We start from the raw sequence: 22498 nt of genomic DNA, 5'->3' as shown, positions 1-22498 counted from the left end.
TTTTTTGAAGCGATGAAAAAGTTAATTTTAGCCGGGGCATTTTTGCTGATTGGAGTAAGCCTGGTGGCACAGCCCGCATCGAAATATACCACGGCAAAAGCATTGGAACAGGTTCTGGCGTATCGTTCTGATCGGAAATTTCCGCTGATTCTGGCTCATCGGGGTGGCCCGGAAATGACAGAAACGGAGAATAGTCTGGAGACCTTTCGGCATACGGTTCAGCAAATTCCGGATGCCATCATTGAAATGGATGTTCGGATGACCGCCGACAGTGTGCTGGTGCTGTTGCATGACGACGAAATCGAACGAACCACCACCGGGAAAGGGTTATTGAAAGGGCAGACTTGGGCCGAACTGAAAGCGGTTTTCCTGCGCGATCTACAGGGTCATCCCACCCGACAGCGCATTCCGCTTTTCGACGATGTTCTGCGCTGGGGAGCCGGAAAGGTGTTGATGGCTATCGACGCCAAACCGGAGGTTGATTTGCGAAAAGTGATGAAAGCCATTGTGGATCGGGGAGCGTTGCACAGTGTTTTTGTCATTTGCTATTCGACAGCGGATGCTGTAAAACTGCGTACAGAGTACCCGGATGTCTGGATTGCGCTGGGATTCAATACTGCCGATCACGGTGAAACGCTCCAAAAAGCGGGTTTGTCGTTGCATCATCTGATTGCGTTGGCGGCTCGCCAGGGAAGTGATTTTTATCGGCGGGTTCATCAGGACGGTATTGCCTGTACGGCAGGCACCTACGGTCCTGACAATCTGGATGAAAAACCGATCAGTGAAGTGGACGACGACTATAGAAAAATCTTCCAAACGGGCGCGGATATATTAACAACCGACCGACCGGTGGCGGTCTGGCGGTTATTCAAGGATCTATAAACTTACACCTTCCGCTCAATTCCCTGCGCCCGCAGCGCAATGGTGGCATCGCGGTAGCCCTGAACGATCAGCCGTCCGATGTCATCCGAAGAAAACCGCATCAGATTCAGATACAGCGGTTCGTTCGGGCGGACGAGCGTCAGGTGCATGGCGTTGCCCCGGAGTTTTTCGCGCTCGATCCAGCGTTCTGCCCAGGCAATGTCGTTGTTGACAATCTGGTTGACCGTGATGTCCTTCACCCGCTCGACTAAATTCAGCAGACTGCGGTAATTGAATTTCTCCGTAAAAATCCGTTTGGCGTGGCAGGCAACGCAGACCAGTTCGTCGGCCCCGTCGTCGATGGCTTCGCGCAGCGGGGCGACTTCCCGCAGACCGCCGTCCAGAAACATCTTCTGGCGGTCATTCCCGACGCAGACAGCGGGCATCAGAAACGGCAGGGAACTGCTGGCGATGACATAATCCAGGATCGATTCGTCGTCGTTGCTGGTATAAACGATGTCGCCCTTGATGATGTCGACCGCGCCCACTTTCAGTTTAACCGGACTGTTGACCAGAACCGGGAGCTTGATGTGGGTTCGAATCAGGCTTTGAAGGGGCGTGGTGTCCAGCAAGCCATCGAAGCGGCTCAGCAGGGTGTTGTAGCCCATCACCAGCGTTGACTGAACCACGGCCACGTCCTTCGGCTGGGTGATGTTCCGAATCCAGAATTCGATCAGTTGCCGACCGGCTTTGGGCCAATCGACGGCACCGTGCTCGGCAAACTGCTTCCCGGCTTCGTGAACCAGAAAAACCGCATTGAGACTCCCCACCGAAATGCCATAAATCGCTTCGGGCTCAAAACCGGATTCCAGGATGGCCTGAATCGCCCCCGCCTGAAAAGCCCCCTTGAGCGAACCGCCCCCTAGTACCAGTGCACGCATAAAAGAAGAATGTAAAATGTAAAATAATGAACGCTAAATGTAAAATGACTGGAATTCGGCACTTTTACATTTAATATTTATCATTTTACATTTGAAATTAGAAGTATTTTTTACTAACCGTAACATTACATTTTTAGAGCCAATCTTGCAACGGGTGCGAAGTTTTTACGAAGTTTTGTCCTGATCTCGCGTTTGAGTGGTATACTTGCGCCCTGAATGCGGTTCGTCTAACCCGATGAACTGATGTGAATGATGCCACTATCGATCCGGGACATACAAGCGCCGATTGCTGCCGAAATGGAAACATTTGAGCACAAATTCCGGCAGTTTATGAAAAGCGAAGTCATGCTTCTGGACCAGATCATGAACTACATCGTGCGCCGGAAGGGCAAACAACTCCGGCCCATGTTTGTTTTTCTGACGGCCGGGGTTTGCGGAACCGTTACCGAATCGACCCACCGGGGTGCGGCTCTCATCGAACTGCTGCACACGGCGACGCTCGTTCACGACGATGTGGTCGATGACTCCAACTACCGTCGTGGTTTCTTCTCCATCAATGCCCTTTGGAAAAATAAAATTGCCGTGCTGGTGGGCGATTATCTGCTCTCCCGCGGGCTGCTGCTGTCGGTCGACAACGGCGATTATGATTTGCTGAAAATTGTCTCGAAGGCCGTTCGCGAAATCAGTGAGGGGGAGTTGCTCCAGATCGAAAAAGCCCGGCGGCTGGACATTACGGAAGCGGTTTATTACGAAATCATCCGCCAGAAAACCGCATCGCTGATTTCGGCCTGTTGTGCCGTGGGTGCCCGCTCGGTGGATGCCAGCGCCGAAATGATCGAAACCGCCCGGATGTTCGGCGAAAAAGTGGGAATTGCTTTCCAGATCAAAGACGATCTGTTCGACTACGGGGAAGAGGAGGTGGGCAAACCGCTCGGCATCGACATCAAGGAAAAGAAAATGACGTTGCCGTTGATTTACGCGCTGAACAACGCGAAATGGGTCGAAAAACGGCGGATGATCAACATCGTCAAGAATGAAAGTGAAAACCCGAAACGTGTCGCCGAAGTCATTGATTTTGTGAAGAAGTCGGGCGGTATTCAATACGCCACCACCGTCATGACCCGCTACGTCGACGAAGCCAAAGCCCTTCTGTTCACCCTGCCCGACTCCCGTTATCGTACTTCTCTGGAACAACTGGTGCAGTATACGATTGAGCGGAGTAAATAATTAAAAATGAAAAGTTAAAAATTAAAAGTAGGCTGACGCATTTAAACTGTGGGGAGCCAATATTTTTAACTTTTAACTTTTAATTCCAATTCCCGCGCTTCCGGCAATTTCCACCAGGGCAAATACGGCCAGGCGTGGTGCTCGGCGTGGTAGCCGAAAAAATAGCAACTCAGGAAGGCCAGCACGTGGTTACGTTTCTGGCTGCGGGCGTTGTGGGGCGGGTTGTGGTGTTCGCCCCGGTGGGGGCGATAGGTGCCGAAATAAAAGAGCTGGAACGTGCTCAACACCGCCGGAACCATCCAGAAAGCGATCAGATTTTCCATCGGAAACCAGAGCTTCAGCACGTTATAAGTAACCGCCATCAGGACAATCTGAAACACCGAAATATATTCTTTCAGAAAACTGTAATACCAGGCCAGAAAACCGGGATTGCCGTCGTGGTAGTCGGGGTCGTCGAGGGTGGCCGAGTGTTTGTGGTGCAGGTGGTGTTTGCGGCTGAGTTGGTTGTAGTTATTGAAGGCAAACAACGTGGCACACAGAAAGCCGATGGCGTTGTTCAATCGCTTGTTGTGGGGAGCCACCACGCCGTGAATGGCATCGTGGGCGGTAATGAAAACGCCGGTGTAGAGGTGGGTTTGAACCAGCACGAAAACATAAACCAGCGGATTCTGCCAGTTGATCGGGTAGTTCAGCAGAAAAACCAGCATGACCAGCCAGCTCAGCAGAATGGCCGCAGCAAAATAAAGGCCCCGGTTGCCGATTTGGGTCGGTTTAAACGAAATTGCGGAAGTGACCATTTAACAATTCATTTATCGGCTAACGACCCGCGTACCAGAAATGTTCATTACTTTTGGGGTTATAACCCGACTCATTCTCCATAGTCCCTTCCCATTGGCATGAAACTAGTCCGTTTAGCCTTATTTTTGCTTGCACCCGTTTGGGTGTTTGCGCAACCTGCTCCCAAAAAAGCAGCCAACCCTTCAACCACCCTGAGCCGCCCGAAGCTGGTGGTTGGCATTATCGTCGACCAGATGCGGTATGATTATTTGTACCGGTTTTACAATAAATATTCGGAAGGCGGTTTCAAACGGATGATGCGGGACGGTTTTAATGCCCGCAATAATCACTACCATTATGCGGCCACGATTACGGCCCCCGGCCACACGCACGTATACACGGGTTCGGCCCCGGCCATTTCCGGAATTGTGGGCAACGACTGGTACGACCGGGCCGCTGAACGAACGGTGTATTGTGTGGAAGATTCGACGGTACGATCGGTCGGAAATACGTCGTCGGCCGGGCGGATGTCTCCGCGCAACCTGCTGGTAACGACCGTGACGGATCAGTTGAAAGTGGCCACGCAGGGTCGTTCGAAAGTCATTGGCGTTGCGATGAAAGACCGGGGTTCGATCCTGCCCGCCGGACATGCCGCGAATGCAGCCTACTGGTTCGACTCGAAGGACGGAAGCTGGATTTCGAGCACGTTCTACATGAAAGAACTACCGCAGTGGGCGAAGGACTTCAACGCCCTCAAACTGTCGGACAAATACCTGACGCAAACCTGGGAAACCACCCTGCCGATCGATCAATATACGGAAAGCACCGCCGATGACACGCCGTTTGAGAACCCGCTGACCGGCGAACCCAAAGCCGTGTTTCCGCACCAGGCCATTGCGTCGCTCGGCAGTAAATACGAAGCCCTGCGCACCAGCCCGTTTGGCGATGTGTTGACGAAAGAAATGGCTATAGCCGCTTTGAAAGGCGAGAATATGGGAAAAGGCAGCGAGACCGATTTTCTCTGCGTCAGTTTTTCGTCACCCGATGCCATTGGTCACCGGTTCAGTCCGACCTCCATTGAAATCGAAGATGAATACCTGCGCCTGGACAAAGTGATGGCAGACCTGCTGAATGCGCTGGATGCCCAGGTCGGAAAAGGGAACTATTTCACGTTTTTATCCGCCGACCACGGTGCCGCCGACAACCCGGCCTACTCGCAGAGCCTGAATATACCGGGCGGTTTTCTGGAAGGAAAAGACGTGAGTGCGGCCACCGACAAGGCGCTGACGGACGCGTTTGGCCCCGGGAAATGGGTCATCGGCAATTCCAATGCGCAGGTATACCTGAACCACGACCTGCTGCGGGAAAAGAAAGTGAAAGTGGCCGAGGCTACCGAAGTGGTGCGGATGGCCTTATTGAAAAATCCGGGTATTCAGAATGTGCTCAACCTGCACGACATCAACTCGAACTCCGTGCCGGAATACTGGTTGCCTTTGCTTCGGAATGTTTACAACCCCCGACGAAGCGGAGATCTGTACCTGGTGACGCAACCTGGCTGGCTGGAAGGCTACCGGAAGGGCGGCACCTCGCACGGAACGCTCTATAACTACGATACGCACGTCCCGCTGGTTTTTTACGGCTGGGGCATCAAACCCGGCGAAACCACCCGCCGGACGCACATTGCCGACATTGCCTCCACGGTTTCGGCACTCCTGCACATTCTGGAGCCCAGCGGAAACATTGGTGATCCGGTGGCGGAAGCGATGAAGTAAGATTGGATATGAAATAAGTAGAATAATAAAATAAGTTGTTTTAGATTGGTGACTATTGTATTTCTCTTTCGTCAGAAATGCAGTGGTCACCAATTTTTTATAGTATGAATGGAAAACCTATGAGCGGTTGCTTAGTTATGTTTAGTTTATTTGTTCTGGGGATAATGCTTTTACCTCGTATAATTGACTTAGTATGGTATAGTGAAGAATTACCTACAATTGAACAAGAAAAAGAGGAAATAGAAAAAGAACCATTTAATAAAGAAATAATAAGTAATACAGCTCTTTATGAAAAGCTTATGAGTTTTTTGGCCGAAAAAAGTGATACAATTATAAACTCAATAAATGGTACTAATTTACAGTATAGAGTGCTGATAGAAAATAAATCAGACACAATATATAGGACGATTACCCATTTTGAAGATTGTTATTCCTTTCCGTACAATCATCTACCGAGCGATAGTATTCCTAAAATTCCTACATTTCTTTTACAAGAAAACGATAACATATGGAGTGAATTAGCTGTTAAAAGAATTTCTTTTAAAGTGTGTAAAGAGAATAAAGTTACATTTATGTTAGGAAGGAGAACTAATCATGAAAAGTACATCTACATTCAGCATAGTTTATATTGGAAAGATAAATCTTTTAATAGAGAGGAACACAGCGTTTATAAAGATACTTTATTGAATAAAAAAATTATTTATGTTATTGAAGCAACTAGCGCATACAATAACATAGTGCTGAATTGAATTGGTATCCTCTTATTTTCTTGCCGACATAATATCTCCAACCGATAGGTTAATCCGTTCCATGGATGAAAATAGCATCTGAATGTCCTACTATAACCCGGCTGCCTTCCATTTTTTTGATCACTACCGGCCGACCCGCCATGATCGATTCGTCGTTTTCCGAAACCGCCGTCCATTCCGTGCCGCGGTAGAAAATCCGGCCTTCGCCGGAGGCCGGGATGGTTTCGACAACCGTGGCTTTGTCGCCCACCGATTCGACGTATTCCTGTTTTCGGGTGCGGGATTCAAACCAGCGCCGGAGCGGTTTTCGGCCCGTGACCAGTGTCAACAGTGTGATGGCCGCAAACGCGAACAACTGGGCGCTTACTTCCGGCGTTACGCCCAGCCAGGTGACCAGGGCCGTAACGAACGCGCCAACGCTGAGGAAGGCGAAAACAAACGAAACACTGAGTAGCTCGGCAATCAGGAACAGAATGCCCAAAACAACCCACAATTGAGGCCAGGTGATGAAGTCCATCGCTTTATGATTTTTTGTCCTGGTGTTTAACGACCGTCATAGCGGTTGAAATAATCGACGCCAGATCCCCGAAGTTGGCGGGCAGAATCAGCGTGTTGTTGGTGCGGGCCAGGTTGCCAAACTGATCGACCAGTTGTTCGGCCACCCGGAGTTGGACGGCATCCATACCGCCCTCGTCGTTGATCGCAGCCGCCACTTTCCGGATGCTTTCGGCGGTGGCATCGGCGATGGATTTGATGGCTTCCGCTTCGCCCGACGCTTCGTTGATTTGCCGAAGCCGCACCCCTTCCGATTCGAGCACAACCTTCTGTTTTTGCCCCTCGGCAATGTTGATGGCCGATTGCTTTTCGCCCTCCGATTGCAGAATCACCGCCCGTTTTTCGCGTTCGGCCTGCATCTGCTTCTCCATCGCGTTCAAAACGGACTGGGGGGGCGTAATGTTCTTGATTTCGTAGCGCAACACTTTGACACCCCAGCCAATGGCGGCTTCGTCGATGGCCCGAACCACCGCCTGATTCAGCGTCGTCCGTTCTTCAAACGTCTTGTCCAGCTCGATTTTGCCCATTTCACTCCGCATCGTGGTCTGCGACAACTGAATGACGGCAAACCGGTAATCGGCAATTCCGTACGACGCTTTCTGCGGATCGACAATCTGAATAAAAATGACGCCATCGACGCGCACCTGCACGTTGTCGCGGGTGATACAGATTTGTTCGGGAATATCGAGGGCGGTTTCTTTTAAACTGTGCTTGTAAGCAACCCGGTCGAAAAAAGGAATGATAAACGTAATGCCCGGCTGCAGAACCGCCAGAAATTTACCCAGTCGTTCCACCACATAGGCGGTTTGTTGCGGCACGACCTTCACCGTCATGAAAACCACTAAAAGGGCCAGAACAACAAGGGTTAAAAAAACATATCCCATAAGAGAGTTAAGGTTAAGTGAATAAAAGAGGATAGAAGTGAGACGTAAGACAAGAGATACAAGACAGGAGTGGCTCTATTCTCTGGTCTCACGTCTTTTGTCTTGACTAAATCTCGGAAAAATAGACGCATATCTCCAAGCACTGTGATGATAGGCAGAAAAAACCGTAAATGAAAGGTTGTGGGGCTGGATGGAAAAATTAGATTAATTTGCGGTAGTAATCAGCCGCTGGATGGGCGCGGTTCCGTTGGCAACGGGAAGTCTGTCAAGTCCACCTGTAATCCAAATGTCTGTTATTCACTACCCCGACCGCTGGGTTCGCCTGATCGGCATTCCGATCTGGGCGGTGCTGTTCCGGTTCATCGGCGATCCGGCTCCCCTCGGCGATTTGTTCCTGAATCCGCTTTTTTACCTTGATGTGGCCGTCATCATGGGGGTGAATGTCATTCTCTGGGAGTTCAACCGCTGGCTGATCCGAAAAATGGATGTACGGTATTCCTGGGCGACCCAACCGCTGCAACGGCTGGTGACTCAGGGCGGTCTGGCGTTGGCTTCGACGGGTTTTATCATCGCCGTTTTTAGCCTGATCTACAATAAGTTTATCCTGAAAAGGCCCCCGCCGTTCGACCTGTCGATCACCATTTCCAACGATGTTCCGATTGGACTCCTTTTCATCGTCATTCTGCACATGGCCTACACCATGTACTGGATGCGGACCTACCACCGCCAGACCGTTGCCGAATTGCGCCAGCAACTCGCCGGTGTACGGACCGAACCGGCACTCCAGCCCGAACCCGCAGAAAACCGCAATCCAGCCCTGAAAACCTTGTTGGTGAACCAGGGGAAAGGGTTCGTTCCGGTTTCAATGGAGCAGATTGCCTACATTTTTATTACCAACGAAACCAGCATCGTCAAAACCGTCGATAGCCAGTCGTTCACCGTCGATGCCACGCTGGAACAACTCAGTGAGCGGTTGCCCGTCGATGTTTTTTTTCGGCTCAACCGCCAGTTCATTACCCACCGAAGCGCCATCCGGAAGGTCGAAAATGACGGTTCCGGGCGGTTGGTGCTGCATCTTCACCCCAGTCACTCCGAAGAGGTGGCCGTCAGCCGTCGGCGTGTGTCCGAATTTCGGCAGTGGATGGGATCGTAACCCCAAAATCTCCGCGCTTTTATCCACCATTCGCGTTTTCATTTCGGCCATTCAGCCCGGAACAACGACCGGTGGGCGGTCAAAAACCGCCTTGGCATCATTTTTAGGGCCAATTTTGCAGTCAACAACAACTGCTGAACAATGCCATGAAAACAGTACAAGTCTACCTGGTCATGCTGCTGCTGGCCGTCACGACGGTGAAGGCGCAGAAGCCAACCGCAACCCGAAACGGTTTTCCAATTACCCTCAGTCTTTTCTCGGAATCCATTAGTTTGCCAACCTTGAAACACATTCAGACGGGTGGTATTGGAATCAAAATCGGAACCGAGCTATATTACCGCAACCGCCCCGGTTCGCAACTCATCCAGACCCTGAACATAGGCTATTACCGCCATCCGCGGGTGCAAACCGGTTTGTTTGTCAACTCAGAATTCGGTTTCCGGAAGTACTTCGGGGGGCTCTATGCCGATGCATTTCTGGGGGGAGGAGCCTTGCTGGTGCGACCGGTTTCACCTTCCTACACACAGGATTCGAACACGGGTGAGTACCGCAAAGCCCCGGCGACGCAACTCAAATTCATGCCAACGGTGAACGCCGGTCTGGGGTATCGTTTCCACCACCGAACGACGGTATTTGCCCGCTACGAACTCTTTGGCGAAATGCCGTTCCGTGAAATTTTACTACCCCACCAGGCCCTGCATCTGGGCACAAGGTTTCTGTTCAACTAGAAAAAAGACGATAGAAGTGAGAGAAGAGACCTAAAAAAATCAGTCTCACTTCTCTTGTCTCACCTCTTACTTCTCACTAAACAACAACTAATGAAAAAGCAATTGATTTTCAGTGCATTCGCGGCACTGCTGCTCCTGGCGTGCGAAACCGAACCCGTTCTCAAACCGACTACTGAACCCGGTTCGACAGACGAATATGCCAATCATCCTAAAAACCAGCTTTACCGGAAAGAACTGGCGGATTTTCGCCGGAAGTGGAACATCCCCGGTTCCCTCATGTTGCTGAAACGTGCCGACGAGCCCGTTTGGATTGGTGCCGTTGGTAAATCCAATCTGGAACACCAGACCGACCTTCGCATCACCGATCAATTCCGAACCGGCAGCATCACCAAAGCGTTGGTGGCGACGGTGGTCATGAAAATGAAGGAAGAAGGGCAACTGCGTCTGGAAGACAACCTGGCTGCGCTGTTGCCCGAGGTGAACGGCAACATTCCGGATGCGGAGCACATCACGGTTCAGCACCTGATGGCCCACACCAGCGGTTTGGTTGATCCGACGAACGACGACCTTCAGTATCAGCTCGATCTGTTGAACAATCCGCACCGTCGGGTTCAGCAATCGACCGACGAAATTCTGCAACGGTATGTTTATGGCCGGGTACTGGTTTTTCAGCCGGGCGATCGTTTTCAGTATTCGAATACCAATTTCTGGTTATTGGGTAAAGTGATCGAAAAAATCCGGGGAAAGAGCCTGCAGGCGGTTTTGGAGGAGGTGATTTTGACGCCTTTTGGTCTCACCCACACCTACCTCGACCGGCGCGACGACCGCAACGTGATCCGGGGCTACAACGATTTTTATGCCAACGGAAAACTCATGGATGTGACGGCCATCGACCGCGCCGATGCCGACGGTCAGGCCAACGGCGGTCTGATTTCAACCGCCGGCGATTTGCTGAAATTCAGCGACGCGTTCTTTGCCGGGAAAATCATCCGTCCGGCGTCGGTGCAGGAAATGATGACGGTTCAGCCCGTCCGCAAGGGTACGAATGAATACGGTTTGGGCCTGGAATCGTATTCTTCGGCCGAGCTGGGTACGGGTTGGGGGCACAACGGGACGCTGCTGGGTGTTGACGCCAACTGGTTTTATTTTCCCGATAAAAAGGGCCTGTATGTCATTTTTAACAACAACGGCGGAGGTTCGGATAAATCGTTTGTGGAGAAATTCCTGAAATAGAAAGGGCGGGAAGCGTTCCCGCCCTTTCTATTTCAGGATCAGTCGTGAAATGACCAGCCGCTGAATTTCGCTGGTTCCTTCGCCGATGGTGCAAAGCTTGGCGTCGCGGTAGTATTTCTCGACCGGAAAATCTTTCGTATAGCCGTAGCCGCCAAAAATCTGCACGGCTTCGTCGGCGGCTTTCACGGCCACTTCCGACGCGTAGAGTTTGGCCATCGCCGATTCCTTCGTGACCGGCTTTCCGGCGTCCTTCAAATCGGCGGCCTGGTAGGTGAGGAGTTTGGCGGCTTCGATGGTGGTGGCTAAATCGGCGAGTTTGAACGCAATGGCCTGAAACCGGGCAATCGCCTGGCCAAACTGTTCCCGTTCCTGGGCGTATTTCAGGGCGTGTTCGTAGGCACCCAGCGCAATGCCGAGGCTCAGGGCCGCAATCGAAATCCGCCCGCCGTCCAGAATTTTCAGCGATTGCACAAAACCGTCGCCCACCGCACCGAGCCGCTGGCTGTCAGGAATGCGGCAATCCTGAAACAGCATTTCCGCCGTTTCGGATGCCCGCATGCCGAGCTTGTCTTCTTTTTTACCACCCGAAAAACCGGGTGTGCCGCGTTCCACCACAAAAGCCGTGGCATTGTGGGCGGTATTGGGCTCACCCGTTCGGGCAATGACTACGGCCACATTCCCGCTTTTTCCGTGCGTGATGAAATTTTTGGAGCCATTCAGCACCCAGTCGTCCCCGTCGCGAACGGCCACAGTTCGCATGTTACCGGCATCGGAACCGGTGTTGGGTTCCGTTAGCCCCCAGGCACCAATCCACTCGCCGGTGGCCAGTTTGGGTAAATACAACTGCTTTTGCGCCGGACTGCCAAAGAGCAGAATGTGGTTCGTACAGAGGGAGTTATGTGCCGCCATCGACAGGCCGATGGCCCCGTCTACTTTGGCTAATTCAACAATCGCACCGACGTATTCCCGGTAACCCAGTCCGGAGCCGCCGTATTCTTCCGGGACCAGAATGCCCAGAAGCCCCAATTCGCCCAACTGGCGCATGGTTTCGACCGGAAAATGCTGCGACTCATCCCATTCCCGAACATATGGCAGGATCTGGCGGGTGGCAAAATCGCGGACGGTTTGGGCAATCAGTTGCGAACTGTCGTCTACTTGGTTTTCTACAATTTCTGAAGTCATGAACGAGCTATGCTGTGTGGCACTTTTACGATGATTTTAATAATAATTTACAAAAAAATATCGACAGACCCAAGCCGGTTGGCAAATCCGTCCGCAATGGATTTAGCAATTTACCGTGCGGTCTGAACGAAGGGCTAACTGACATTAAGCCAGTGCAATACCCGGAGATTATCGACCTCTGAATCACAAATTCCGGCAGGAACAGTCAGAATTGAGTAAAAAAATCTATTTTTGTGTCCTGCAAACAAGGTATACAAAAAGTACAAATCAGTTGACTTCTATCAACCTATCTTAACATAAATACAATCACTCCTCTATGAAATTAGCCGTTATTGGAACCGGGTATGTCGGACTCGTTACGGGGACTTGTTTTGCCGAAACCGGAAACCAGGTCGTCTGCGTCGACATCGACGAGCGTAAAGTTGAAAAACTGAACAACGGAATCATTCCGATTTACGAACCGGGTCTGGATGTTTTATTCAACCGGAATACGGCCGAAGGTCGTCTGAAATTTACGACCAACCTGGCCGAAGGGATTGAAGGAGCGGAAGTTATTTTCCTGGCATTGCCCACACCGCCGGGTGAAGACGGTTCGGCCGATTTGAAATATATTCTGAAAGTATCGGATGATCTGGGTCCGTTGCTGAAGCAATACGCGGTTATTGTCGACAAAAGTACCGTGCCGGTGGGAACCGCCGAAAAGGTGTGGCTTCACATTTCGCGGGGCGCGAAAATCGACTTCGACGTGGTATCGAACCCCGAATTTTTGCGGGAAGGCGTTGCCGTCGATGATTTCATGAAACCGGATCGCGTTGTGATCGGAACCAAGTCGGACAAAGCCAAAGCCGTTCTGAACAAGCTGTATGCCCCGCTCGTTCGGCAGGGAAACCCGGTGATTTTTATGGATGAGCGTTCGGCCGAAATGACCAAATATGCCGCCAACGCGTTCCTGGCCGTTAAAATCTCGTTCATGAACGAGATTGCCAACCTGTGCGAGAAAGCCGGTGCCAACGTCGACGACATTCGCCGGGGCATCGGAACCGACAGCCGGATCGGCAAGCGGTTTTTGTTCGCCGGGATTGGCTACGGCGGTAGCTGCTTTCCGAAAGACGTGCAGGCACTGGCGAAAACCGCCCAGGAATACGACTACGATTTCAAGATTCTGAAGTCGGTGATGGACGTGAACACCAAGCAGAAAAGCAAGCTGTTGCCGATCATCAAAAATCATTTCGACGGCGATCTGAAAGGAAAAACCATCGCCGTCTGGGGGCTGGCGTTCAAACCGTATACCGACGACATTCGGGAAGCACCGGCCCTGGAAAACATCCGGGCGTTGTTGAAGGAAGGTGCCAAAGTGACGGTTTACGACCCCGAAGCAATGGACAATGTGCGGAATGTTCTGGGCAATCAGATCAACTACGCCCATACGTCGTATGCTGCGCTGGACGATGCCGACGCCCTGGTGATTATGACCGAGTGGCCGTTGTTCCGCACGCCGGACTTTGGAAAAATGAACCTGCTGCTGAAAAACAAGCTGATTTTCGACGGCCGGAATGTCTACGAACTCGACCAGATGAAGGAAGTCGGGTATACCTATTACAGCATCGGGCGCGAAACCGTAACGCCGGAAGTCACGCAAAATGCGTAAACGGATCAACTAAAAAATCTGAAACTCTCACTTTATGAAACGCGTACTCATTACAGGCGGGGCTGGTTTCCTGGGGTCGCACCTCTGCGATCGGTTTATCAAAGAGGGCTACCACGTCATTGCGATGGACAACCTCATTACGGGCGACATTCGCAACATCGAACACCTGTTCCACCTGCCCAACTTCGAGTTCTATCACCACGACGTCTCGAAATTCATCCACGTTTCGGGCGATCTGGACTATATTCTCCATTTCGCATCACCCGCCAGCCCGATCGATTACCTGAAAATCCCGATCCAGACGCTGAAAGTTGGGTCGCTGGGCATTCACAATTGCCTCGGACTGGCGCGGGTTAAAAACGCCCGGGTGCTGATTGCTTCCACCTCGGAAGTATACGGTGATCCGGCGGTTCACCCGCAAAACGAGGATTACTGGGGCAATGTGAACCCCGTTGGTCCGCGTGGGGTATACGACGAAGCCAAGCGTTTTCAGGAAGCGATCACGATGGCCTATCATACCTACCACGGTCTGGAAACGCGGATTGTGCGGATTTTCAATACCTACGGACCCCGGATGCGACTCAACGATGGCCGGGTTTTGCCCGCCTTCATCGGCCAGGCCCTGCGCGGTGAAGACCTCACGGTTTTCGGCGACGGCAGCCAAACCCGTTCGTTCTGTTACGTCGATGACCTGGTTGAAGGCATCTACCGGTTGTTGCTGAGCGACTACGCCTACCCGGTCAACATCGGCAACCCCGGCGAGATCACCATCCGGGAATTTGGCGAGGAAATCATCAAGCTGACGGGAACCAAGCAGAAGCTGATCGTTAAACCGCTGCCTACCGACGACCCGAAACAACGCCGTCCGGACATTACGCGGGCGCAGCAGATTCTGGGGTGGGAACCCAAGGTTTCGCGGGAAGAGGGCTTACGGATTACGTATGATTATTTCCGCAGCCTGCCGGAAGAAGAATTGTACAAAGCCGCCTACCACCGGGAGTTTGCAAAAAAATAAACAGACAGATGTTTTTACCGTGACAACGAACTTTAGTCCGTAATAGTCAGTCCGTTTCGGATAGCCCATTTCCCTGAAAAGGGCAAAAAGTTGGTCGGTAGAAGGAGCCTGCGTAGTCGTAAAGATTACGCAGGCTTTTTTATTTTTTGGATTGGTATTATTCTTGATACGGAAGAGTTAATTAACTTTCGACATTACCTCTTCTAACCCGTTCAGGTATATGATACACCCACCGACTATCCGGTGTTTCTCAACAATATGGATAAAGATCAATTCGTTCATTATCACGCCTTTTGTCCTCACTTTAACGCTTCAGTTACCCGCCCTCGCCACCGTAGTTTTCCCATTCGATGATTCGCTTTCGACCCGAAATGGGCGTCTGACTGCCTTTCGGCACACCAGCTCGACGGATACGGTTTCGGCCAAAAACCTCCGCCGGATCGTGACCGCAAATTCCCTGCAAGCTTTGCAGGGGCAGGTGGCCGGCCTGCTGGTTCGGGCCAATTCCGGCGAACCGGGCGGGGCGGCAACGCTGCAGATTCACGGGCCGGGGCGGTTTGGCGATACCACGCCCCTCGTGGTGGTCGATGGGATGATTATCGGACAAACGGATAACCTGAACTGGCTGGCACCAAACGCCATCGAAACCGTCGAAGTCCTGAAAGACGCTACCTCGATGGGGCTGTATGGCATGAGGGGTTCCAACGGTGTTATTCTGATTACCACCAAAAAAGGCGAAACCGGCCAGCCCCGCGTCACCGTCGATTTGTACACCGGCGTTCAGCAAACGACCCGGCAACCCCAACTTCTCAACACCCGCCAGTACATCAGTTACATCAACGACAGCCGCTCGAACGGCGGCTTGATTCCGGCGTTTAAACTGACCAACCAGGTGTCGCTCGATACGCTGCTGGGCACCAGTACCGACTGGCTTGGCGCGTTGTTTCGGCCGGCACCGGTTCGGAGTGCCTATGTGTCGGTAGCGGGAGGCAAGGAGTCGGCGCGGTACCTGATCGCTGCGGATTATTTCAAACAGGACGGCGTTATTCTCGGCTCCGATTTTGAGCGGTTATCGATGCGGCTCAACACCGATTTCGATTTGACCGACAATCTGAAAGTGGGGCAGAACCTGACCCTCAGCCAGTCGGTTCGGCACGCCAACGACGGAACCGGGGGCCGCACGCCCATTGAACAGGCGCTGAAAAGTGCGCCCTATCTGTCGATTACCAACCCGCGACGAGTTGGCGGCTACGAAGGTACCACGTATCTGGACGCCAGCAACGACGCCCTGAATCCCATCGGCTTGTCGGTTTTGACCAACGACCGGCACACGTCCCTGAATCTGATCGGTGATTTGTTCGGTGAATGGACGTTGTTCGACGGCCTGACCTACCGCGCGACGCTTGGCTTCGATCTGCGTAATTTCGACCGCGCCTATTCCATGCCCGCGTTCAACATGGGTGAGTACAACATCAACCTGACGGCTTCGCTGGCCCGGGCCAAACAGACGAATTACAACACCTTACTGCATCATCAACTGAGTTATTCGCACACGCTGGATGCCCATTCGCTGACGGTTTTGCTGGCGGGAAGTCGCCAGACCTACCGAAATGACGACATCCTGGCCTATGCGGATGATTTGCCCGGTAACGACATTCGGTCGCTGACGGCGGGTCAATCGTCGCGTAACCGGACGGTGGGCGGCACCTACGCGTTCTACCGGGTGGTGAGTATGATGGGTCAGTTGTCGTACGATTTTCAGAAAAAATACTGGTTAACGGCGGTTTTACGGCGCGATGGCTCGTCGCGTTTCGGGCCGGGTCATCGCTTTGGCGCGTTTCCGTCGTTGGGCGCGGCCTGGTACCTCAACAAAGAGCGGTTTCTGGAATCGGTGCCGTATTTGAATACCGTCAAACTGCGGGTCGGGTGGGGGAAAAGCGGCAACGACAACGTCGGGGATTTTCAATATGCGTCGCTGATTGCGCAAAACTACAATTATCCGTTCGGCCCCACCAACTCGTTTCTGGGCGTTGGGGCGTTTCCGAGCACCTTGCCCAATACCGGCATTCGCTGGGAAACGACCACGACCAGCAACGTTGGGCTGGATGTCAGTGCGCTGGAAAACAGTGTCAAACTGCGGGTCGACTATTTCCGGAAACAAACCAAGAATTTGCTGGTGGAGGTGCCATTGCCGGCATCGGTGGGGGCTGCGGCTCCGCTCACCAACGCCGGGGTGGTCGATAATTCCGGGATTGATCTGAGTCTGACGGGCGAACGCAGCAACGACTGGATCAGCTTCAGCCTGACCGGTTTTGCCAGTTGGCAGAAAAACAAGGTGGTTTCGCTGGGCGACCGGCCCGATCCGGTTTTGGGTGGATTGGTGCATGATGAAACGGTAACGGCCACGGCGGTGGGGCAGCCCGTGGGAAGTTACTACGGTTTTCAGCGGGTCGGTATTTTCCAGAACCGCGACGAAATCATCAAAAACCCCAGCCTGACCGGCACCGAACCCGGTGACATTCGCTACGCGGATCTGAACCAGGACGGCAAAATTACGGACGCGGACAAAACCTTCCTCGGCAGCCCGATTCCAACGGTTTATTACGGTTTTTCCGCGTCGGTGAGCGGGGCTGGTTTTGACCTGTCGGTCTTGCTGCAAGGGGCGTCGGGCAATCAGCTTTACAACGCCACGGCCTACTGGCTGAACGGGTATCTGGGTCGGTACAACGCCGGAACGGAAGTCCTCAGCCGCTGGACGCGCGAAAAACCGTCGACCACGCAGCCCCGCGCGGATGCGTCCGGAACCCGGAATTTTCGCCCGTCCGACCGCTTTGTGGAAGATGGCGGATATTTTCGGCTAAAGTCCCTGCAACTGGGCTACACCTTGCCTGAATCCCTGACCTCGACCTTTGGCGCCAGTCGGTTGCGGGTCTATGTGGGGGCACAAAATCTGTTTACGAAAACCAAGTATTCCGGTTTCGATCCTGAATTTGCCGGCAACCAGGCCCTGAGCGAAGGCATCGATGTCGCCCGGCAACCGCAGTCAAGAATGTTTCTGGGGGGATTACAGCTTAATTTTTAATTTGTGAATGAGCGATTGAGTGATGGAGCGGTAAAACAATACGAACGTCACAGTCACTCAATCGCTCATTCACACAATCACGCAATGCGTTTATGAAAAAGATAAGCACGCTTTTGCTGGTGGCCGGGTTGGTGGCTGGCTGCAGCGACAAGGCGCTGGACGTTCAGAATGTGAATGTGCTGACGACGGATAATTATTACAAAACGGAGGAAGATGCGCTCAAGGCCGTCAATGCGGCTTATGCGACCTTGGCGTCGCCGGATCTGTATTCCCAGATTATGCATTTGACCCAGGAACTGATGTCGGACGAAACCGAGGCCACGGTGTCGACCAGTCCGAGTCTGGTGTTGATGCGCGAAGCCGAAGCTGATGCCAGCACGGAAGTATACAATTTCCTTTGGACGGGTTGTTACCAGGGTATTTACCGGGCTAATCTGGCCATTACCCGCATTCCGGGCGTTCCGATGAACGAGGCTAAGAAGAGCCGTTTGCTGGGCGAAGCGTATTTTCTGCGGGCGATGTATTACTTCACGCTGGTGACGAATTTCGGCGATGTGCCGCTGATTCTGAAAGTGGTCGATGTGAGCAAACCCGAAGAGAAGCAACCGACCCGGATTGCGGTTTCGCAGGTGTACGCGGCCATTCTGAAAGATTTTGAGGAAGCCGAAAAACGCTTGCCCGTTTTGTATGAAGGCGACGAAATTGGCCGGGCCACGCGCGGAGCCGCCAAAGGATTCCGGGCCAAAGCCTTGCTGTACCGCGCCAACCTGACCAACAGCCAGACCGATTACGCGGCCGCTGCCCGGCTGTTCAAAGAAATCATCGATTCGAATGTTTATGATCTGGTGCCGAATTATCGGGATAACCACACGAATATAAACGAGAACAACAAAGAATCGCTCTTTGAAGTCCAGTTTTCGGCAACGGTCAATCCCGGCGCGTTCTGTGATGAATGTGGAACGGGCGGTTTGCGGCCCCTTGAAATGGGCGTTCGGGGCCGGGCCTACAACAACGTGATTCCGTCGGAGTGGTACGTCAAGCAGTTTGAAGTGGGCGACACGCGGCTACTGGCTTCGGTTTTTGGGCCACAGGGGAGCAAATTCGACGGACTGGATTATTACAAAGTGCTGGAATACACGTCCTGGTTCGACGTTTTACCGGCGGATTTTGCCGTCCGGAAATACCAGAAAGATGGCGGGAACGAGTTCGACTGGACGACGGGTTCGGACGTCAACATCCGGCTGCTGCGTTTTGCCGACGTTTTGCTGATGTTTGCCGAAGCGACCAACTCCGCGTCCGGGCCGACCGCCGAGGCCTATGCCGCCGTCAACCGCGTGCGGAAACGGGCCGGTTTGCAGGAACTCGACCCCGGTTTGTCGAAAACCGCTTTCATGGAGTGGATTGCCCACGAACGGGTGGTGGAGCTTGGGCTGGAAGGTCACCGCTGGCGGGATCTGGTTCGCTGGAAAAAAGCCTATCTGGAACTGACCTCCAAAGGCCGTCCGTTCGATGAAAAGAAGCATTACCTGTTTCCCATTCCCGCCAAAGAACGCCAGCTCAATCCGAATCTGACGCAGAATCCGGGGTGGTAAATGAACGTAAGACTTTCGCTTTTGCCCCTAAATCCCCTAAAGGACGGTCGGCCGCTGCCGGACTTTTTGCATCCGGAAGGGTAGCGTCCAAGTCCGGCAGCGGCCGACCGTCCTTTAGGGGATTTAGGGGCAAAAAGCGAAAGTCATAGTTATTTAAAGATTATTGATTTTAAACACATAACTGCCCGAGCCAATAGTCACGACGGTTTGGGTGCTTTCCGTCCGCAGCACCTTGATATCTTTCTGCTGATCAAGGGCTTTGTCGCTTTCCAGAATCGGGCTGCCGTTGGCGGTGGGGAGATACACCGTGGCGGTGGTATTGGCCGGAATGCTCACCATCAGTTCCAGTTGGGTACCATTTTTTTTCCATTCACTCCGGATCGGGCCGTAAGGCGAATGATACCGGACGCGGGTGTGGGTGATGTCTCCCACGACCTCGGGTTTGATGACGATGGCTTTGAAACCCGGCACGTTTTCGTCCTGCTGAATACCACCCAGGCCGCCGTAAAGCCATTCCATGAGGTGCCCGAGCATGAAGTGGTTGTTGGAGACAAACCGCAGGGCGGGCCAGGATTCCGTCAGGGCGGTGGCGCCATGAGCCAGTTGGTAGCCGTAGCCCGGCACATCAGCGCGGTTGTTCATGGCGTAAATGGCATCCGAAGCGCCGACCTGACCCAGGGCCAGCAGCAAATACCGGAAGCCGATATCACCCGCGGTCAGGCTGTAGTTATTGTCCCTGAGATTTTTCAATAAACTGGCTATCACGGCGGCTTGGTTGTCGGGCGTCACCAGATTCATGTAAATCGGCATCGCGTTCGATGTCTGGCTTCCCGATCCATACTGGCCTTTTTGGGCGTCGTAATACGTTTCGTTGAACGCCTTTTTGACGGCCTGAGCCAATTGCTGAAACTGATCGGCGTCGGCGGTTTTGCCCAGCAAACGGGCGGTTTTTTCCAGAATGGTCAGGTCGTAAAAGTAGGTGGCTGTGGCCGTAATGCCTTTGGGCGTCAACTGCGATTCGCCCGGTGGTTTGGGCCCCAGATCGCACCAGTCGCCCAAACCGTGGGTCAGAATGTGATTATTGGCTTTGGTGCCTAAATACGCTACGTACTTTTTCATCATGTCGTAACTCTCCACCAGAATGCGTTTATCGCCGTACCACTGGTAGGTGTACCACGGCAGAATGACCCCGGCGCTGCCCCATTCGGGCGAGTCACGAAAACCGCTGGCGAAGGCAGTATACTCGGGGGCAATGTCGGGAATGAGGCCGTTGGCCAACTGCGCCGTCTGCATATCCCGAATGATTTTTGGCAGCAGCGTCGCCAGATTGTAAGTATACCGGGCCGAGCCACTCATGAGGTGCGTCTCTTCCAGCCAGCCCAGTTTTTCGCGGTGCGGGCAATCGGTCAGGGTGCTCACCATGTTGCTTTTGATGGCCCAGTCGATGAGTCGGTCGATGCGGTTAAACAGTTCATTCGAACACGAAAAGGTTCCGACGGTTTCGGCTGAACCCCGAATGTGCAGTCCTTTGACGGCTTTCAAAACCGGAATATCGGCCGAGGGCATCGCGATCGTGCTCAGCAGGCCCTGGGCAGGAACGGCACCTTCGATTTGTAGATACCGGAAACCGTAGTAGGTGAAGCGCGGATGCCAGGTTTCGGTACCGATTCCTTTGAGGGTATACCGGTAAAAATGCGGTTGTCCGCTCGATTGCTGCGTCACCAGGCTGTCGTCGCCCAACAGCTCACCGGGCGTTATTTTGACGACGGAACCGGTTTTCCCCGTTACCGAAATCTGTGGAATACCAGACATATTCTGCCCCAGATCGATCACATAAATACCGGCTTTGGGCTGCGTGATCCGGACCGGTTTGAAGGTTTCCATGATTTTGACCGGCGGAGCGGTTTGCGACCGCAGTTGGGGCGATCCCTGTACCACGAGCGGAGTTTGCCAGCACGTGTCATCAAAACCGGCCTCCATCCAGCCCGAAATGTCTTTGGTGGCGTCCCAGTCTTCACCGCCGTAAATACTCGAATAGGTGATCGGACTTTGGGTTACTTTCCACGATTGATCGGTAACTACCTCCTGATGTGTCCCGTCTTCGTACGCCAGTTGCAGTTTGCAGATCAGTTTCGGATAGCCAAACGAGCCCACAATTTTCCGGTAGCGTTCAACGGGAATGTTATAAAAACCGTTGCCGAGAAGCACACTCATCACGTTTGCGCCTTTTCGGAGCGTGGTCGTTACGTCGTAAGTTGCATACAGGGCGTAGTGATCGTAGTTCGTCCAGCCGGGATCGATAAAATGGTCTTTTACGCGTCGCCCGTTGAGGCTCAGTTCGTAATGGCCCAGGCCGGAGATGAAAACCGTGGCCCGCTTCAGCGGTTTTTCCAGCCGGAATTCTCTCCGGAACTGGGGCAGCGAATTCTGGGCCGATTTCCGGTCTCCCAACGGTTTGGCCCCATTGGGGTCGTGGACAAACGGAACAATCCGCTGCGACGCCGACAGTTCTTCCAGCGCAATCCACTGCGCCTTGCCCCAATCGGCTTGGGTCAGCAAACCCATTTGCCAGGTGGCGGGGGTGCTCCAGCCCGACGGCTGACCGTCTTTGTCCCAAATCTGCACTTTCCAGTAGTACAACTGGCTCGCCAGGAGCAGTTTTCCTTCGTACGGCACCTGAATCGACTGATCGGAAACGCGTTTGCCCGAATCCCAGAAATTGCCCTGACCAGCCGCCAACGTCTGCGGATTGTCGGACACCAGAATCCGGTAAGCGGTTTGCTTTTGCCCCCGAACCGCCGACACCAACTGCCAGCTCAACCGGGGCTGACGGCTTTCGACACCGAGCGGATGATCCCGGGAATCGCACCGAAGCCGGGTGAGCGGAACCGGTTCGGCGGTCCAGGCATTGAAATTGATCAGGCAAAAAAAGAGGAACGGATAAAAGGGCAGTCTCATAACGCGTTCGGGGGCTTTCGCAGGCTGGAAAAGTCAGGCGACAATCGCCCGTCCATTGCCCTCAAAAGCGCTGCGGTTCAGGAAGTCTACCCACTGGTATAAAAGTTTAACCTACGGTTTTCGAAATGCGGGTCAAGACCG

General features: G+C 53.0%; 17 protein-coding genes. 11 read left to right on the top strand and 6 right to left on the bottom strand.

Going from position 1 to position 22498, the window contains the following annotated elements:
- The first annotated feature begins 12 nt into the window (after positions 1-12).
- Entirely contained in the window at positions 13-882 is an 870-nt protein-coding gene (locus DUE52_RS05540) for a glycerophosphodiester phosphodiesterase family protein (protein ID WP_114404988.1), read from the top strand.
- A gap of 2 nt (positions 883-884) precedes the next feature.
- Here DUE52_RS05540 and DUE52_RS05535 read toward each other — a convergent pair whose 3' ends face one another.
- Positions 885-1802 carry a patatin-like phospholipase family protein gene (locus DUE52_RS05535; RefSeq protein ID WP_114404987.1) on the bottom strand — a complete coding sequence of 306 codons (918 nt, stop codon included), beginning with the start codon at positions 1800-1802 and terminating at the stop codon, positions 885-887.
- A 252-nt stretch (positions 1803-2054) separates the two neighbouring features.
- Between DUE52_RS05535 and DUE52_RS05530 the strand changes: the two genes are divergently transcribed.
- Entirely contained in the window at positions 2055-3029 is a 975-nt protein-coding gene (locus tag DUE52_RS05530) for a polyprenyl synthetase family protein (RefSeq protein WP_114405232.1), read from the top strand.
- Between the two features lie 65 nt (positions 3030-3094).
- Here the strand turns inward: DUE52_RS05530 and DUE52_RS05525 are convergent, their stop codons facing one another.
- Complete coding sequence (locus DUE52_RS05525; protein ID WP_114404986.1) at positions 3095-3826, bottom strand: fatty acid desaturase; 732 nt, start codon at positions 3824-3826, stop codon at positions 3095-3097.
- A 99-nt stretch (positions 3827-3925) separates the two neighbouring features.
- Between DUE52_RS05525 and pafA the strand changes: the two genes are divergently transcribed.
- A complete protein-coding gene (gene pafA / locus DUE52_RS05520) occupies positions 3926-5578 on the top strand; it encodes an alkaline phosphatase PafA (protein ID WP_114404985.1) in 1653 nt (550 codons plus the stop codon).
- Between the two features lie 104 nt (positions 5579-5682).
- Complete coding sequence (locus DUE52_RS05515; protein ID WP_133299771.1) at positions 5683-6327, top strand: hypothetical protein; 645 nt, start codon at positions 5683-5685, stop codon at positions 6325-6327.
- A gap of 49 nt (positions 6328-6376) precedes the next feature.
- Here the strand turns inward: DUE52_RS05515 and DUE52_RS05510 are convergent, their stop codons facing one another.
- Both DUE52_RS05510 and DUE52_RS05505 read right to left on the bottom strand, forming a co-directional pair.
- Positions 6377-6844, bottom strand: coding sequence for an NfeD family protein (locus DUE52_RS05510; protein ID WP_114404983.1), 468 nt, complete (start codon positions 6842-6844; stop codon positions 6377-6379).
- A 4-nt stretch (positions 6845-6848) separates the two neighbouring features.
- Positions 6849-7766 carry an SPFH domain-containing protein gene (locus DUE52_RS05505; protein ID WP_114404982.1) on the bottom strand — a complete coding sequence of 306 codons (918 nt, stop codon included), beginning with the start codon at positions 7764-7766 and terminating at the stop codon, positions 6849-6851.
- A 286-nt stretch (positions 7767-8052) separates the two neighbouring features.
- Between DUE52_RS05505 and DUE52_RS05500 the strand changes: the two genes are divergently transcribed.
- From DUE52_RS05500 to DUE52_RS05490, 3 genes are all read left to right on the top strand, one after another.
- Positions 8053-8919 (top strand): LytR/AlgR family response regulator transcription factor, encoded by an 867-nt coding sequence (locus tag DUE52_RS05500; protein ID WP_165840868.1) that lies wholly within the window; start codon positions 8053-8055, stop codon positions 8917-8919.
- A gap of 146 nt (positions 8920-9065) precedes the next feature.
- Entirely contained in the window at positions 9066-9647 is a 582-nt protein-coding gene (locus DUE52_RS05495; protein WP_114404980.1) for a hypothetical protein, read from the top strand.
- Positions 9648-9737: 90 nt separating this feature from the next.
- A complete protein-coding gene (locus DUE52_RS05490; protein WP_114404979.1) occupies positions 9738-10880 on the top strand; it encodes a serine hydrolase domain-containing protein in 1143 nt (380 codons plus the stop codon).
- Positions 10881-10907: 27 nt separating this feature from the next.
- On the opposite strand, the gene DUE52_RS05485 is transcribed toward DUE52_RS05490, so the two are convergent.
- Positions 10908-12062: an acyl-CoA dehydrogenase family protein gene (locus DUE52_RS05485; RefSeq protein ID WP_114404978.1), complete on the bottom strand. Its 1155-nt coding sequence runs from the start codon at positions 12060-12062 to the stop codon at positions 10908-10910.
- Between the two features lie 316 nt (positions 12063-12378).
- Here DUE52_RS05485 and DUE52_RS05480 point away from each other — a divergent pair, with 316 nt between their 5' ends.
- The 4 genes from DUE52_RS05480 (at position 12379) to DUE52_RS05465 (ending at position 19399) form a co-directional block, all read left to right on the top strand.
- On the top strand, positions 12379-13710 hold the full coding sequence (locus DUE52_RS05480; RefSeq protein ID WP_114404977.1) for a UDP-glucose dehydrogenase family protein: 1332 nt from the start codon (positions 12379-12381) through the stop codon (positions 13708-13710).
- Positions 13711-13744: 34 nt separating this feature from the next.
- Positions 13745-14725, top strand: a complete 981-nt coding sequence (locus DUE52_RS05475) for a UDP-glucuronic acid decarboxylase family protein (protein ID WP_114404976.1) — start codon at positions 13745-13747, stop codon at positions 14723-14725.
- Between the two features lie 220 nt (positions 14726-14945).
- Positions 14946-17807 (top strand): SusC/RagA family TonB-linked outer membrane protein, encoded by a 2862-nt coding sequence (locus DUE52_RS05470; RefSeq protein WP_114404975.1) that lies wholly within the window; start codon positions 14946-14948, stop codon positions 17805-17807.
- Between the two features lie 92 nt (positions 17808-17899).
- Positions 17900-19399, top strand: a complete 1500-nt coding sequence (locus DUE52_RS05465) for a RagB/SusD family nutrient uptake outer membrane protein (RefSeq protein WP_114404974.1) — start codon at positions 17900-17902, stop codon at positions 19397-19399.
- 153 nt (positions 19400-19552) lie between these two features.
- On the opposite strand, the gene DUE52_RS05460 is transcribed toward DUE52_RS05465, so the two are convergent.
- Complete coding sequence (locus DUE52_RS05460; protein WP_114404973.1) at positions 19553-22357, bottom strand: glycoside hydrolase family 78 protein; 2805 nt, start codon at positions 22355-22357, stop codon at positions 19553-19555.
- Between the last annotated feature and the right edge of the window lie 141 nt (positions 22358-22498).

Source organism: Larkinella punicea (assembly GCF_003334855.1).
GTDB lineage: Bacteria > Bacteroidota > Bacteroidia > Cytophagales > Spirosomataceae > Larkinella > Larkinella punicea.
The sequence above is the reverse complement of the archived record's forward strand: the minus strand, read 5'-3'. Positions and strand labels throughout refer to the sequence as shown.